Source organism: Pseudomonas sp. DE0010 (genome assembly GCF_007680745.1).
Classification (GTDB): domain Bacteria; phylum Pseudomonadota; class Gammaproteobacteria; order Pseudomonadales; family Pseudomonadaceae; genus Aquipseudomonas; species Aquipseudomonas parafulva_B.
In genome coordinates this window covers 111,120-124,824 of sequence record NZ_VEJQ01000008.1, presented here as the reverse complement: position 1 = coordinate 124,824, position 13,705 = coordinate 111,120, and the positions used below count along the sequence as shown (strand labels likewise).

Below are 13,705 nucleotides of genomic sequence, written 5' to 3'. Positions count from 1 at the left end.
ACGGACGGAATGTGCCCGCCCTCTGGCACGGTGATCAGAGCACTATCATCGGGCTCTGGTTACCGGTATGGGGCATATTGACGCAAGTCGCATTGCCATTAGGCGGGCCGCTCGCTACAGTGACGGCCCGTTTTTTGTTGCCTCGCTAACGAATCATGACTCCCCTAGAACGCTATCAAGCAGATCTGAAACGTCCCGATTTCTTTCATGACGCGGCGCAGGAAACTGCGGTGCGTCACCTGCAGCGCCTGTACGACGAGCTGGTGCAGGCCCAGAACAACAAGCCAGGTGTATTCGGCAAGTTGTTCGGCAAGAAGGAGCAGACCCCGGTCAAGGGCCTGTACTTCTGGGGCGGGGTAGGGCGAGGCAAGACCTACCTGGTCGACACCTTCTTCGAAGCGCTGCCGTTCAAGCAGAAGATGCGCACGCACTTCCACCGCTTCATGAAGCGTGTCCACGAAGAGATGAAAACCCTCAAGGGCGAGAAGAACCCCCTGACCATCATTGCCAAGCGCTTCAGCGATGAGGCCAAGGTGATCTGCTTCGACGAATTCTTCGTCTCGGACATCACCGACGCCATGATCCTGGGCACCCTGATGGAGGAGCTGTTCAAGAACGGTGTTTCCCTGGTGGCCACTTCCAACATCGTGCCGGACGGCCTCTACAAGGATGGCCTGCAACGTGCACGCTTCCTGCCGGCCATCGCCATGATCAAGCAGTACACCGATGTGGTGAACGTCGACAGCGGTGTCGATTATCGCCTGCGCCACCTTGAGCAGGCCGAACTGTTCCATCACCCGCTCGACGAGGCGGCGCAGCAGAGCATGCGTGCCAGCTTCAAGGCGCTGACGCCCGAGTGCACCGCAGCGGTCGAGAACGACGTGCTGATGATCGAGAACCGTCCCATTCAGGCGCTGCGCACCTGCGACGATGTGGCCTGGTTCGACTTCCGCGCCTTGTGCGATGGGCCGCGAAGCCAGAACGACTACATCGAACTGGGCAAGATCTTCCATGCGGTCTTGCTGAGCAACGTCGAGCAGATGGGCGTGGCAAGCGATGACATCGCGCGTCGCTTCATCAACATGGTCGACGAGTTCTATGACCGTAACGTCAAGCTGATCATCTCGGCCGAGGTGGAACTCAAGGACCTGTATACCGGTGGGCGCCTGAGCTTCGAGTTTCAGCGCACGCTGAGCCGACTGCTGGAAATGCAGTCTCACGAATTCCTGTCCCGCGCGCACAAGCCTTGAGGCCCTGGGGCTGCCTGGCAGTCCACCGCCTGATTGCCGGCGATGGGCTGTCAGGCAGCCCGATTGCGCTCAGGCTTCTTGCATGAACTGCTGGCGATACTGGTTGGGCGACAGGTCGGTGTGCTGGCGAAACAGCCGGGCAAAGAAGCTGGCATCGTCATAGCCCACCTCGTAACTGATGGTCTTGATACTCTTGCGCGTGCTCGACAACAGTCCCTTGGCCGTCTCGATGCGCAAGCGTTGCAGATAATGCAACGGCTTGTCCCCGGTCGCACCCTGGAAGCGGCGCATGAAGTTGCGAATGCTCATGCCGTGGTTGCGGGCCACGTCCTCGAAGCGGAACTTGTCGGCGAAGTGCTCTTCGAGCCAGTGCTGGATCTGCAGGATGATCAGGTCCTGGTGCAGCTTCTGGCCGCCAAAGCCCATGCGTCCCGGCGTGTAGTTGCGCTGCACTTCGTACAGAATGTCGCGCGAGACGGCCCGCGCCACATTGGCCCCGCAGAAGCGCTCGATCAGGTAGATGTACAGGTCGCAGGCCGATGTGGTGCCGCCGGCGCAGTACAGGTTGTCGGCGTCGGTCAGGTGTTTGTCCTGGGTCAGGCGTACTTGCGGGAAGCGCTCGGCAAAACTGTCGAAGAAACGCCAGTACGTGGTCGCTTCCTTGCCGTCGAGCAGGCCTGACTCGGCCAGCCAGAACACGCCACTGGCCTCTGCACACAGCACGGCGCCCCGGGCATGCTGTGCCTGCAGCCAGGGCAGCACCTGCGGATAACGTTGCAACAGGTTGTCAAAATCGTCCCAGAACGCCGGCAGAATGATCACGTCGGCATCATCCAGGCCGCCGTCCACCGGCAGTTGCACGTTGCTGAAGCTCTCGACCGGCAACCCGTCAGGGCTGACCAGATGGATCTCGAACATGGGCTGCAAGCCCAGGCCTAACTGCTTGCCGTAGCGCAAGCTGGCCAGGTGAAAGAAGTCCTTGGCCTGCATCAAGGTCGAAGCGAATACCTTGTCAATGGCCAGGATGCTGACGCGCCGCAACGACGCGGAGGGTTGGGTAAACATCATTGTCATTGTTCTTATAGGATGGAGTGGTCAATCACTGGCTGGATCGTCTTATTTTTTACGGGTCGTGTCTAGCCTGGTAGATCGCGCCGCCCGCTGCACGGGTAAGCCCGTGAAGCAAGCGGCGTTGGGTGCGTGCTCAAGGCGCGGGGTTGGGCTGGTCCTGATGGATGGCCTCGATGGCTGCCAGCAGCTCGTCATCGAGGGTGAGTTCGAGGCTGGCCAGGTTGCTGTCCAGTTGCTCAAGGCTGGTAGCGCCGATGATGTTGCTGGTCACGAATGGCTGACGGGTAACGAAGGCCAGGGCCATCTGCGCCGGATCGACACCGTGTTCACGGGCCAGCTGTACATAACGTTCGCAAGCGGCCACCGTCTGTGGGTTGGAATAGCGGGCAAAGCGGCTGAACAGGGTCAGCCGCGCTTTCTCCGGGCGGGCGCCGCCTTCGTATTTGCCCGAGAGCATGCCAAAGGCCAAGGGCGAGTAGGCCAGCAGGCCGCACTGCTCCCGGATGGCGATTTCGGCAAGCCCCACCTCGAAGCTGCGATTGAGCAGGTTGTAGGGGTTCTGGATGGAGACGGCCCGAGGCCAGCCACGGCTTTCGGCCAGCTGCAGGAATTTCATGGTGCCCCAGGGGGTTTCATTGGACAGCCCGATGTGGCGGATCTTGCCCGCACGCACCTGCTCGTCGAGCACCTCCAGGGTTTCTTCCAGTGGCGTGAAATGGTCCTGGGGCAGGTGCTGGTAGCCCAGCTTGCCGAAGAAGTTGGTGCTGCGTTCAGGCCAGTGCAGCTGGTAGAGGTCGATGCGATCGGTCTGCAGGCGCCGCAGGCTCTCTTCCAGTGCCGCGACGATGTGTTGCCGGTTGTGCCTGAGTTGACCGTCGCGGATATGGCTGATGCCATTGCCGGGGCCGGCCACCTTGCTGGCCAGTACCCAGTCGTCCCGATCGCCCTGGCGGGCGAACCAGTTACCGATGATGCGCTCGGTAGCGGCATAGGTTTCCGGCCGCGGGGGTACCGGATACATCTCGGCGGTATCGATGAAGTTGATGCCCGCGGCCTTGGCCCGGGCAATCTGTTCGAATGCCTGGGTCTGATCGTTCTGCTCGCCCCAGGTCATGGTGCCCAGACACAGCGCGCTGACTTGGAGGTCGGTGCGACCCAGCTGACGGTAGTCCATCGGTTGCTTGCTCCTTGGCTATGGTCATTCATCAAAGCAGGTTGATATTTTTCCCGCAATCTGGATAATTCAGCCCCTCTCCGCGTGGCGGAAGTGATGCACCATCACGCAGGAAGAACCCCGTCGAACATTGGCGTGCCTGACCCGAGCCCCCAAAAGCGTCAGCGTTCGGCTGCGCGCTTGCCCTTGGCAAGCTGTGCACTATCCAGTAAGATTCGCCGTCTATTTTTCGCTGGGCGGCCTCTGAGGCTTTAGAGAATGAAAACTTTTACTGCTAAACCGGAAACAGTAAAGCGCGAGTGGTTCGTAGTCGACGCCGCTGGCCAGACCCTGGGTCGTCTGGCTACCGAAATCGCTAGCCGTCTGCGTGGCAAACACAAGCCAGAATACACCCCTCACGTTGATACCGGCGACTACATCGTCGTCATCAACGCCGAGCAGGTTCGTGTGACGGGTGCCAAGTCTTCCGACAAAATGTACTACTCCCACTCCGGTTTCCCAGGTGGTATCAAGGAAATCAACTTCGAGAAGTTGATCGCCAAGGCCCCTGAGCGTGTTATCGAGACTGCGGTCAAAGGCATGCTGCCGAAGAACCCGCTGGGTCGCGACATGTACCGTAAGCTGAAAGTGTACGCGGGTGCTGCTCACCCACACACTGCTCAGCAGCCTCAAGAACTGAAGATCTAACGGGATAGTTCATTATGTCGGCGACTCAAAATTACGGCACTGGCCGTCGCAAGACCGCAACCGCTCGCGTATTCCTGCGTCCGGGTACTGGTAACATCTCCATCAACAACCGTTCTCTGGACGTGTTCTTCGGTCGCGAAACCGCTCGCATGGTTGTTCGCCAGCCACTCGAGCTGACCGAAAGCGTTGAGAAATTCGACATCTACGTCACCGTTTCCGGTGGTGGTGTCAGCGGTCAGGCCGGTGCGATCCGTCACGGTATCACCCGCGCCCTGATGGAATACGACGAAACCCTGCGTGGCGCTCTGCGTCGTGCTGGCTACGTCACCCGCGACGCTCGTGAAGTCGAGCGTAAGAAAGTGGGTCTGCGTAAAGCGCGTAAGCGTCCTCAGTACTCCAAGCGTTAATACCGCTTCGGCAGTCGAAAAAAGCCCGGTTCCTTGGAACCGGGCTTTTTTTTTGCCTTGAATATTTACCCGCTCGTCGGTGAGCGCCTTTCCCATAGACGTAGATCAAGCAAAGCGTGGGTAGTGGCCGTGCAGCCCGGTAATCACCTTGTCAGTGTGTGGTTTTGTTACTTACCATGGCGACCAATTTTTAGCGCCACAGACACAACCTAGGTACGAGCCTGGTTCAACAGGCCAAGCAAGCTGATGGGAGAGGACTGAATGAGCAATGACGGCGTCAACGCAGGCCGGCGCCGCTTCCTCGTAGCCGCGACATCCGTGGTCGGGGCAGCGGGAGCAGTGGGGGCTGCGGTACCGTTCGTGGGGTCATGGTTCCCCAGTGCCAAGGCGAAAGCTGCAGGCGCACCGGTAAAGGTCAACATCGCCAAGGTCGAGCCAGGGCAGCAGATGGTCGCAGAATGGCGAGGGCAGCCTGTGTTCATCGTGCGGCGAACGGCTGAGATCCTCGGCAACCTCAAGAAAATCACCGGCGAACTGTCAGACCCTGATTCTCAGGCATCGGACCAGCCAACCTACGTCGATCCGCAAGTGCGCTCCATCAAGCCGGAGATCCTCGTGCTGGTTGGTCTGTGCACGCACTTGGGGTGCTCGCCCACCTTCCGCCCGGAAGTGGCTCCCGTGGACCTTGGTCCAAAATGGGTCGGAGGCTATTTCTGCCCGTGCCATGGTTCCCACTACGACATGGCAGGGCGAGTGTACAAGTCGCAGCCGGCACCGCTGAACCTGCCGGTGCCGCCGCATGCCTACGAGTCCGACGAGATCATCGTCATCGGTATCGACCAGGAGAACGCATGATGAGCAAGTTCATGGACTGGATCGACGCGCGTTTCCCAGCAACCAAGATGTGGGAAGACCACCTCAGCAAGTACTACGCGCCCAAGAACTTCAATTTCCTGTACTTCTTCGGCTCCCTGGCCTTGCTGGTGTTGGTCAACCAGATCGTCACCGGGGTCTGGCTGACGATGAGTTTCACGCCTTCGGCCGAAGAGGCCTTCGCCTCGGTCGAATACATCATGCGTGACGTGGAGTACGGCTGGATCCTGCGTTACTTGCATTCGACGGGTGCGTCGGCCTTCTTCATCGTGGTCTACCTGCACATGTTCCGCGGCCTGTTGTATGGCTCCTACCAAAAGCCCAGGGAGCTGGTATGGCTGTTTGGCATGCTGATCTACCTGGCGCTGATGGCTGAAGCGTTCATGGGCTACCTGCTGCCATGGGGGCAGATGTCGTATTGGGGTGCCCAGGTGATCATCTCGTTGTTCGGGGCCATTCCCGTCATCGGTGATGACATCACCCAGTGGATTCGCGGCGACTACCTGATCTCGGGCATCACGCTCAACCGCTTCTTCGCCCTGCATGTGGTGGCCTTGCCGATCGTCATCCTGGGCCTGGTGGTGCTGCATATCCTGGCCCTGCACGAAGTCGGCTCTAACAACCCCGATGGCATCGACATCAAGAAGCACAAGGACGAAAACGGTATCCCGCTGGACGGTATTCCGTTCCACCCGTACTACACCGTCAAGGATATCGTCGGGGTGGTCGTATTCCTGTTCGTGTTCTGCGCCGTGGTGTTCTTCTTCCCGGAAATGGGCGGGTACTTCCTGGAAAAACCCAACTTTGAACAGGCCAACGCCTTCAAGACACCCGAGCACATCGCGCCGGTGTGGTACTTCACGCCGTTCTACGCCATCTTGCGCGCCGTACCGGACAAGCTGATGGGCGTGATCGCCATGGGCGCAGCCATTGCCGTGCTGTTCGTGCTGCCCTGGCTGGACCGCAGCCCGGTTCGCTCCATGCGCTACAAGGGCTGGATAAGCAAACTCTTCCTGCTGGTGTTCTGCGTCGCCTTCATTGTCCTCGGCGTGCTGGGGGTACTGGCGCCAACGCCTGGGCGTACCTTGCTGTCGCAGGTGTGCACGTTCCTGTACTTCGCCTACTTCCTGCTGATGCCGTTCTACACAAGGCTCGAGAAGACCAAACCGGTTCCGGAAAGGGTGACTGGCTGATGAAAAAGTTGATTGCTGTATTTCTCCTGGCAGTGATGCCTGCATTCGCCCTTGCTGCAGAGCATGGCGTGGAACTGGACAAGGTCGATATCGACTTGAGCGACAAGGCAGCGATGCAGGATGGTGCGCGCACGTTCGCCAACTACTGCATGGGGTGCCACAGTGCCAAGTTCCAGCGCTATGAGCGGGTGGCCGATGACCTAGGCATTCCCCACGACGTGATGCTTGAAAACCTGGTGTTCACCGGGGCCAAGATTGGCGACCACATGCAGATTGGCATGAAACCCAGCGATGCCAAGACCTGGTTCGGTGCCGCGCCACCCGACCTTACCCTGGTGGCACGGGTCAGAGGCGCCGACTGGCTGTACAGCTATCTGCGCAGTTTCTATGAAGACCCATCGCGGCCCTACGGTGTGAACAACAAGGTCTTCCCGAACGTCGGCATGCCGAACGTGCTGGTTGGCTTGCAGGGAAACCAGGTGATCGGTTGCAAGCAGGTGCAGACGGTGGTGGGTGGCAAGAAACAATTTGACCCATTGACCGGTACGCCGTTGACCCATGAAGCCTGCGATCAGCTGACCATCACGCCGAATTCCGGTACCCTGACCACCGAGCAGTTCGACGAGAAGGTCAAGAACCTGGTGACCTTCCTGGCCTATTCGGCCAACCCGGTCAAACTGGAAAGCCAGCGCATTGGTACCTACGTATTGCTGTACCTGGCTTTCTTCTTCGTATTCGCCTACTTGCTCAAGCGTGAATACTGGAAGGACGTGCACTGATCACGCAGTAACCTCTGGTTGTTGAACGCGCCTGTGGCGCACTGGTAGTTATGCCAGTGCGCCACAGGCGCGTTTTCATTTACAGTTTTACAAGCATCCCTCGAGAGGAGGCGCTACATGGGCGTAACCAATGGGTTAGCCTGCTATTCCGACCCTGCCGATCAATACTCGCATCGGGTTCGCCTTGTGTTGGCCGAAAAGGCCGTTGACGCGCACATCACCGACGTCGATACCGACAAGATTCCGCCGCGGCTCGCTGAACTGAACCCGTATGGCAGCGTGCCGACCTTGGTTGATCGGGATTTGGTCCTGTATGAGTCGTCGGTGATCATGGAGTACCTGGAGGAGCGCTATCCGCATCCTCCGCTGATGCCGGTCTACCCGGTGGGGCGTGGCAATAGCCGGTTACTGATGCACCGTATCCAGCGTGACTGGTGCAGCCTGGCTGATCAGATTCTCGACCCACGCACCGGTGAGGCTGCCCGTGCAGAGGCTCGCAAGGCGCTGCGCGAGAGCCTGACCGGTGTCTCGCCGCTGTTTGGCGAGTTCGCCTGTTTCATGAGCGATGAGCAAAGCCTGGTCGATTGCTGTCTACTGCCCATACTCTGGCGTCTGCCAATGATGGGTATCGAATTGCCGCGGCAAGCCAAGCCGCTGCTGGATTACATGGAGCGACAGTTCGCCCGGGAGTCATTCCAGGCAAGCCTGTCGTCCGTTGAACGCGAAATGCGCACGCTTTGAGGAGCTGTTGATGAACTCCAGTCGCCCCTATCTGGTTCGAGCACTGTACGAGTGGATCGTCGACAACGATTGCACACCCCATATGTTGGTCAATGCCGAGTACCCGAAAGTACAGGTGCCGGAAGGTTTTGCCAGTGATGGCCAGATCGTCCTGAATGTGTCGCCCAGCGCTGTGCGCAGTTTGCACATGGACAATGATGCCGTCAGCTTCGAAGGCCGTTTTGGCGGCGTGCCCCATTCGTTGTTTGTGCCCATTGGCGCGGTACTGGGTATTTACGCCCGCGAAAATGGTCAGGGCATGGTTTTCGAGTTGGAGTCTTCGATGATGGAGGACGAGGAAATCGAGGACGATCAGGAGCAGCCTGATGATGATGGGCCGCCAGAAGGCGGCGGGCAGCCACCGCGCCCGAGCGGTCGGCCAAGTTTGAAAGTGGTGAAATAAGAAAAGGCGATCCGCAAGGATCGCCTTTTTAGTAATGGCAATAGGCTAGGTGCGCGAGGGCCTGCGCGGCCTGGCGTGCTCAAGTGTTCAGTCGATGTACTCGAACAGTTTCACGATCTTCTGCACACCAGACACGCTTTGCACGACGGCAGTGGCGGCATTGGCCTCCTGCTGGGTGACGAGCCCCAACAAGTACACGATGCCATTCTCGGTGATCACTTTGATCCGCGAGCTGGGTACTGCTGTATCGGCCAGCATCTGGGTCTTGATCTTGGTGGTCAACCACGCATCGTTGTTGCGCGCCAGGATGGAGGAAGGCTGCATGACCTGCAGTTCGTTATGTACCTTCTTGACGCGCTGGACCTGGCTGGCCGTCTGTTCGGCAAGGCTCTTGAGGTCGGCGCGTGGCGTCTGGCCAGCCAACAGAACGATGCCGTTGTAGCTGCTGACGACGATGTGCGAGCCCTTGTCGAGGTCCGGGCTTGCCTTGGCGATGTTCACCGATGCCTTGGTCTCGATCAGTGAATCGTCGATCTTGCTGCCGATGGTGCGAGTGCCTCGGTCATCCTCGATGGGCGAATTACGAGCAGAGTTGAGTACCGAACTGCAGCCGGTGACGCTCAGGCACAAGGTCAAGGCCACAAGGCCAATGCGCATAGGGGTCATTCTTCACTCCCGAACAGTTGGCTGTCGATCAGATCGCACAGGCAATGGATCGCCAGCAGGTGGACTTCCTGGATGCGAGCGGTCACCGTCGAGGGTACCCGAATCTCGACGTCCTCTGGCAGCAATAGCGAGGCCATGCCCCCGCCGTCGCGGCCCGTCAATGCTACGACAATCATTTCGCGGTCATGTGCGGCCTGGATGGCCTGGATGACGTTGGCGGAATTGCCGCTGGTGGAGATGGCCAGCAGAACATCCCCGGGTTGGCCCAAGGCGCGGATCTGCTTGGAAAACACCTCGTTGTAACTGTAGTCGTTGGCAATCGAGGTCAGGGTCGAGCTGTCAGTGGTCAGCGCGATTGCTGGCAGGCTGGGGCGTTCGCGTTCGAAGCGGTTGAGCAGCTCTGAAGAGAAATGTTGCGCATCGCCGGCTGAGCCGCCGTTGCCACACGCGAGCATCTTGCCCTCGTTGAGCAGTGCGTTGACCATGACCAGGCTGGCCTGCTCGATGTGCGGTGCCAGGATGTCCATTGCCTGTTGCTTGGTATCGATGCTGGCCTGGAACAGCCGGCGGATTCGGGATTGCATGTCCATCTGGTGACCTTAAATGGGGCGGAGGCCGTCGCGGCACGCGACGGTAATCAGCCCGCGAAACATAGAGCAAAAAGAACGAAGTGGGTTCAGCATTCGAAGGCGTTTTTCAACCATTCGAGCGGCTTGCCAGCATGGTGGCTGCCTTGAAGGGCGACCACGTCGAAGCGGCAAGGACAGTTGCCCCATTGAGGCTGCTGATGCAGGAACAGGCTGGCGGCAAGCACCAGCCGCTTCTGCTTGCGCTGATCGATACTGCCGAGGGCGCCACCGAAATGCGCATGCAATCGATAGCGGACTTCGACGAATACTACTGTATCGGCGTCGAGCATGACCAGATCAAGCTCGCCTCCATTGCATCGCCAGTTGCGGTCAATCAGCTTCAGGCCATGCCCTTGTAGGTACTCAAGGGCATGGTTTTCCGCAGCTTGCCCGGCGTGGCTTGGGGAGGCAGCGGTCATCAGCGAGGCGTATCGGGGAGGCGCTTGACCTGGCCGCCGGCGAACTCTGCCCACGGCAACTGACGCTCAACGCGCTGGCTGGCATTGATGCCCAGGTTGCCAGACAGGCCCTGGATACGGCTGTCCGGCAGGGCCTTGAGCTGACCGAGGCGCGGGGCCAGGCTGTAGGCGTCTACACCCATGGCATACAGGCGGCCCAGGCTGCCCGCCGCTTGCGGCCATTGCTGTACCACCTGCTGGCGGAGGCTGTTGCTGCTGTCGAGCAACCATGGGGTTTCACAGAAACGGATGCCGTTCATGTCGTTGTACTGGTTCACATCGCCGCTGGCGCTGTACAGGTTGGAGGTCGCGTAGACTGGCACGTCACCTGCGTACTGGAAATTCAGCGTAGGCTTGATCTGCTGCGCCTGCTGTGGGGTGGCTGCCAGGAACAGGAAATCGATGTCCTGGCGACGTGCCGGCTGGGCAGCGATGCTGCCGCCCACGGTGCTTTGCACGCTCTTGGCGCGCCCTTCGCTTTGGCGCAGCTGGAACAGGTCGGCAATCTGCTGGGCCAGTGCCACGGGCTGGGCAATACGCTCTGCAGCCAGCAATGTGCCGCCGTTGCTCTCCCAGTCCTGGCGGAACGCGGCCAGGACACGATCGCCCCATTCACCGCTCGGCACCATGGCAACGGCGCGGACCATGCCGTCTGCGCGGGCCCTGCGGGACACCTCGCGGGCCTCGTCCTCGGCGGCAAGGCCGAACTGGAACAGTTGAGGCGGCGCTTTTTGACCCGCGTCGGCATAGTTCAGTGCCAGGGTGGTGATCGGAAGCTGCGGCTTGGCAGCCAATTGCTTGACCAGCGGTTTTTCCAGTGGGCCAATGACAAGCTGCACGCCGTCGGCCTGGGCCTGGCGGTAGAAGTCGTCCAGCGACCCTATGCGGGAGCTGTCGACCATCTGCACGGACGGGGCGGGTTGCCCGGATTGCTGGGCCTGGAAGTGGGCGGCCATGAACCCGTCACGCAGCGCGCGCGCCACACCGGCCAATGGGCCTTCCTGGGGAAGTAGCAGGGCGATACGCGTCAGAGGCTGGCTAGCCAGCTCCTTGAGCTTGGTGAGGGCAGTGGGCAGCTGTTTCGCGGCAGGATGATCCGGGTGCTGTTTGACCCAGTCGTCGATGGCTGCCTGTTGCTGCTCCAGGGTGCCAGCGCCCTTGACGGCCAGGGCGAGGCTGGACCAGCCCGCCAGGACCGGATCGTTGGCGGGCTGTTGCAGCTGCTCGGTCGACAGCGAGGCGACAAGTGACCAGATGGCATCGTGGTTGGCGCTGGCGGCTTGCCCGCTGAGCAGCGGTGCCAACAGCACACGCTGCTGGGCAGCGGCCATGGCCTGCCCGTCGGCCTCCAGAGCGGCGGCATGTACCGAATAGGTGCGCACCTGCTGTTGCGCAGGCAATTCGGGCACGTGCTGCAGGCTGGGGTGCTGCAGCGCGCTCAAGGCAGCCTTGGGTTGGTTGCGGCTCATGGCAAGTTCGGCGGTCAGCGTGACGGCGAATACCTGCTGGGCGGGCTTGAGCGTATCTACCTGGACTTGTTCGAGAATGCGTGCGGCGCGCGGGAAGTCCTTCTGCTGGTAGGCCATGTCTGCGGCGCTCAGGCGCAGCAGTGCGGCATCTTCGGCAGACTTGCTGGAGGTCGCCCGTTCGAGCAGTTGCTCGATGCTGGCATCCGGCGTACGGGGCAGCTCGCCAAGGCTGGATGAGGGCGAACTGGCGCAGGCTGCCAGCAGGGCAGCGAGACAGAAGGCTGTGAGCAGCCGCAGGCAGGCGATCATGTAATTGTCCTGTTACTCGATCAAGTTGGCTGGCGATTGTACCCAAGCGCTGGCCGGGGCGCGATGTCGCCGTGTGGAAGCTTCACTATAGGCCTGCTGTGGCGCAGCGGCGTTCAACTTCTTTGCGCGCTGTTGCGGGTGCTCGGGCTACAATGCCTGCTTTGATTTCAATGGCAGGTGCGTGCAGTGACTGATGTGGCCGGGGCTTCGACCGCCCCAGTGGGAACGCTTTATGTGGTGGCAACGCCTATCGGCAATCTTGATGACATGAGTGCCAGGGCGCTGAAGGTGCTGGCAAGCGTGTCACTGATCGCTGCCGAAGATACGCGCCATTCGATCCGCCTGCTGCAACACTTCGGCATCGACACACCACTGGCCGCCTGCCATGAACATAACGAGCGGGATGAGGGTGGTCGCTTTCTGACCCGGCTATTGGCCGGCGACGATGTGGCGCTGGTGTCTGATGCAGGCACACCGCTGATTTCAGACCCCGGTTATCACCTGGTCCGACAGGCTCGCGCTGCAGGTGTGCCCGTGGTGCCGGTGCCCGGCGCCTGTGCCTTGATCGCCGCACTGTCAGCGGCAGGCTTGCCTTCGGATCGCTTCATCTTCGAAGGTTTCCTGCCCGCCAAGACAGCGGGGCGCCGCGCCCGTCTGGAGCAGGTCAAGGAGGAGCCGCGTACCTTGATCTTCTATGAGGCGCCGCATCGCATCCTGGAGTGCCTGGACGACATGCAGGCGGTGTTTGGCGCAGACCGTCCAGCGGTGCTGGCGCGCGAAATCACCAAAACGTTTGAAACCCTCAAGGGCCTGCCTTTGTCCGAGCTACATGCGTTCGTTGCCGGCGACAGCAATCAGCAGCGGGGCGAGTGTGTGGTACTGGTAGGCGGCTGGAGCGCGCCGGAAGGCGAACAGGGTATCGGCACCGAAGCGCAGCGCGTACTTGACCTTCTGCTGGCCGAGCTTCCGCTCAAGCGGGCAGCGGCGCTGGCGTCGGAAATAACGGGCGTACGCAAGAACCTGCTGTATCAAGTTGCACTGGAAAAACAGAAAGTGCAGTAGTGGCTAATTGATATAAAAGGCGGTAGCGCTTGTTCTTGGCAGCATCTGCCGGTACTCTTTGCGCCGGAGAGTCGATCGGACAGTCGCTGCCCGTTTAAGTTCCACCGCGTTGCGGTGTCGCTGGCGGGGGGAGGAAAGTCCGGGCTCCGCAGGGCAGAGTGCCAGGTAACGCCTGGGAGGCGCGAGCCTACGGAAAGTGCCACAGAAAACAACCGCCTAAGCACTTCGGTGCCGGTAAGGGTGAAAAGGTGCGGTAAGAGCGCACCGCACGGCTGGCAACAGTCCGTGGCTAGGTAAACCCCACTCGGAGCAAGACCAAATAGGGTTCCATCAGGCGTGGCCCGCGTCGGAACCGGGTAGGTTGCTAGAGGCGTCCAGTGATGGCCGTCGTAGAGGAATGACTGTCCTCGACAAAACCCGGCTTACAGATCGACTCTCCACCTTTTCCCTCCTGCTTGAATCGATAGCAGATCTCATCTGGTAATGCCGAAAAAA

The 13,705-nt window shown here is 60.2% G+C and carries 15 protein-coding genes and 1 other RNA gene; 10 read left to right on the top strand and 6 right to left on the bottom strand.

Annotation, left to right across the window (positions count from 1 at the left end; genetic code table 11):
• Positions 1-155: 155 nt before the first annotated feature.
• Positions 156-1,250: a cell division protein ZapE gene (gene zapE, locus FS767_RS08755; RefSeq protein WP_144964877.1), complete on the top strand. Its 1,095-nt coding sequence runs from the start codon at positions 156-158 to the stop codon at positions 1,248-1,250.
• A 69-nt stretch (positions 1,251-1,319) separates the two neighbouring features.
• Here the strand turns inward: zapE and FS767_RS08750 are convergent, their stop codons facing one another.
• Together FS767_RS08750 and FS767_RS08745 are read right to left on the bottom strand one after the other, a co-directional pair.
• Complete coding sequence (locus FS767_RS08750; protein ID WP_167338593.1) at positions 1,320-2,216, bottom strand: GlxA family transcriptional regulator; 897 nt, start codon at positions 2,214-2,216, stop codon at positions 1,320-1,322.
• A 238-nt stretch (positions 2,217-2,454) separates the two neighbouring features.
• Positions 2,455-3,495: an NADP(H)-dependent aldo-keto reductase gene (locus FS767_RS08745; RefSeq protein WP_144964876.1), complete on the bottom strand. Its 1,041-nt coding sequence runs from the start codon at positions 3,493-3,495 to the stop codon at positions 2,455-2,457.
• 258 nt (positions 3,496-3,753) lie between these two features.
• Here FS767_RS08745 and rplM point away from each other — a divergent pair, with 258 nt between their 5' ends.
• From rplM to FS767_RS08710, 7 genes are all read left to right on the top strand, one after another.
• Positions 3,754-4,182 carry a 50S ribosomal protein L13 gene (gene rplM / locus FS767_RS08740; RefSeq protein WP_003260798.1) on the top strand — a complete coding sequence of 143 codons (429 nt, stop codon included), beginning with the start codon at positions 3,754-3,756 and terminating at the stop codon, positions 4,180-4,182.
• Between the two features lie 14 nt (positions 4,183-4,196).
• A complete protein-coding gene (rpsI, locus tag FS767_RS08735; RefSeq protein WP_003251821.1) occupies positions 4,197-4,589 on the top strand; it encodes a 30S ribosomal protein S9 in 393 nt (130 codons plus the stop codon).
• Between the two features lie 261 nt (positions 4,590-4,850).
• The gene (gene petA / locus FS767_RS08730; protein WP_023534417.1) at positions 4,851-5,444 is read left to right on the top strand and encodes a ubiquinol-cytochrome c reductase iron-sulfur subunit; all 594 of its coding nucleotides are present in this window, start codon (positions 4,851-4,853) and stop codon (positions 5,442-5,444) included.
• Entirely contained in the window at positions 5,444-6,655 is a 1,212-nt protein-coding gene (locus tag FS767_RS08725) for a cytochrome bc complex cytochrome b subunit (RefSeq protein WP_028687198.1), read from the top strand. The genes petA and FS767_RS08725 overlap by 1 nt, the downstream gene beginning before the upstream one ends.
• Entirely contained in the window at positions 6,655-7,434 is a 780-nt protein-coding gene (locus tag FS767_RS08720) for a cytochrome c1 (RefSeq protein ID WP_144964875.1), read from the top strand. Before FS767_RS08725 ends, FS767_RS08720 begins: the two co-directional genes overlap by 1 nt.
• A 117-nt stretch (positions 7,435-7,551) precedes the next feature.
• Complete coding sequence (locus FS767_RS08715) at positions 7,552-8,175, top strand: glutathione S-transferase N-terminal domain-containing protein (protein WP_144964874.1); 624 nt, start codon at positions 7,552-7,554, stop codon at positions 8,173-8,175.
• A gap of 10 nt (positions 8,176-8,185) precedes the next feature.
• Entirely contained in the window at positions 8,186-8,617 is a 432-nt protein-coding gene (locus tag FS767_RS08710) for a ClpXP protease specificity-enhancing factor (protein ID WP_058604945.1), read from the top strand.
• Between the two features lie 87 nt (positions 8,618-8,704).
• Here FS767_RS08710 and FS767_RS08705 read toward each other — a convergent pair whose 3' ends face one another.
• The 4 genes from FS767_RS08705 to FS767_RS08690 all read right to left on the bottom strand — a co-directional run bounded on the left by FS767_RS08705 (position 8,705) and on the right by FS767_RS08690 (position 12,148).
• A complete protein-coding gene (locus FS767_RS08705) occupies positions 8,705-9,283 on the bottom strand; it encodes a BON domain-containing protein (RefSeq protein WP_023534459.1) in 579 nt (192 codons plus the stop codon).
• Complete coding sequence (locus FS767_RS08700) at positions 9,280-9,873, bottom strand: phosphoheptose isomerase (RefSeq protein WP_012274070.1); 594 nt, start codon at positions 9,871-9,873, stop codon at positions 9,280-9,282. The genes FS767_RS08705 and FS767_RS08700 overlap by 4 nt, the downstream gene beginning before the upstream one ends.
• A gap of 86 nt (positions 9,874-9,959) precedes the next feature.
• Entirely contained in the window at positions 9,960-10,331 is a 372-nt protein-coding gene (locus tag FS767_RS08695) for a YraN family protein (protein ID WP_144964873.1), read from the bottom strand.
• Positions 10,331-12,148 (bottom strand): penicillin-binding protein activator, encoded by a 1,818-nt coding sequence (locus FS767_RS08690; protein WP_144964872.1) that lies wholly within the window; start codon positions 12,146-12,148, stop codon positions 10,331-10,333. Before FS767_RS08690 ends, FS767_RS08695 begins: the two co-directional genes overlap by 1 nt.
• A gap of 186 nt (positions 12,149-12,334) precedes the next feature.
• On the opposite strand from FS767_RS08690, the gene rsmI reads away from it, so the two are divergent.
• Both rsmI and rnpB read left to right on the top strand, forming a co-directional pair.
• Complete coding sequence (gene rsmI, locus FS767_RS08685; RefSeq protein WP_144964871.1) at positions 12,335-13,210, top strand: 16S rRNA (cytidine(1402)-2'-O)-methyltransferase; 876 nt, start codon at positions 12,335-12,337, stop codon at positions 13,208-13,210.
• Positions 13,211-13,277: 67 nt separating this feature from the next.
• An RNA gene (gene rnpB, locus FS767_RS08680) (RNase P RNA component class A) lies at positions 13,278-13,651 on the top strand.
• The last annotated feature ends 54 nt before the right edge of the window (positions 13,652-13,705 follow it).

Coding starts and splice junctions, on each gene's coding strand:
- zapE (WP_144964877.1), top strand. CDS start 156: ATGACTCCCCTAGAACGCTATCAAGCAGATCTGAAACGTCCCGATTTC.
- FS767_RS08745 (WP_144964876.1), bottom strand. CDS start 3,495: ATGGACTACCGTCAGCTGGGTCGCACCGACCTCCAAGTCAGCGCGCTG.
- rplM (WP_003260798.1), top strand. CDS start 3,754: ATGAAAACTTTTACTGCTAAACCGGAAACAGTAAAGCGCGAGTGGTTC.
- rpsI (WP_003251821.1), top strand. CDS start 4,197: ATGTCGGCGACTCAAAATTACGGCACTGGCCGTCGCAAGACCGCAACC.
- petA (WP_023534417.1), top strand. CDS start 4,851: ATGAGCAATGACGGCGTCAACGCAGGCCGGCGCCGCTTCCTCGTAGCC.
- FS767_RS08725 (WP_028687198.1), top strand. CDS start 5,444: ATGAGCAAGTTCATGGACTGGATCGACGCGCGTTTCCCAGCAACCAAG.
- FS767_RS08720 (WP_144964875.1), top strand. CDS start 6,655: ATGAAAAAGTTGATTGCTGTATTTCTCCTGGCAGTGATGCCTGCATTC.
- FS767_RS08715 (WP_144964874.1), top strand. CDS start 7,552: ATGGGCGTAACCAATGGGTTAGCCTGCTATTCCGACCCTGCCGATCAA.
- FS767_RS08710 (WP_058604945.1), top strand. CDS start 8,186: ATGAACTCCAGTCGCCCCTATCTGGTTCGAGCACTGTACGAGTGGATC.
- FS767_RS08705 (WP_023534459.1), bottom strand. CDS start 9,283: ATGACCCCTATGCGCATTGGCCTTGTGGCCTTGACCTTGTGCCTGAGC.
- FS767_RS08700 (WP_012274070.1), bottom strand. CDS start 9,873: ATGGACATGCAATCCCGAATCCGCCGGCTGTTCCAGGCCAGCATCGAT.
- FS767_RS08695 (WP_144964873.1), bottom strand. CDS start 10,331: ATGACCGCTGCCTCCCCAAGCCACGCCGGGCAAGCTGCGGAAAACCAT.
- FS767_RS08690 (WP_144964872.1), bottom strand. CDS start 12,148: ATGATCGCCTGCCTGCGGCTGCTCACAGCCTTCTGTCTCGCTGCCCTG.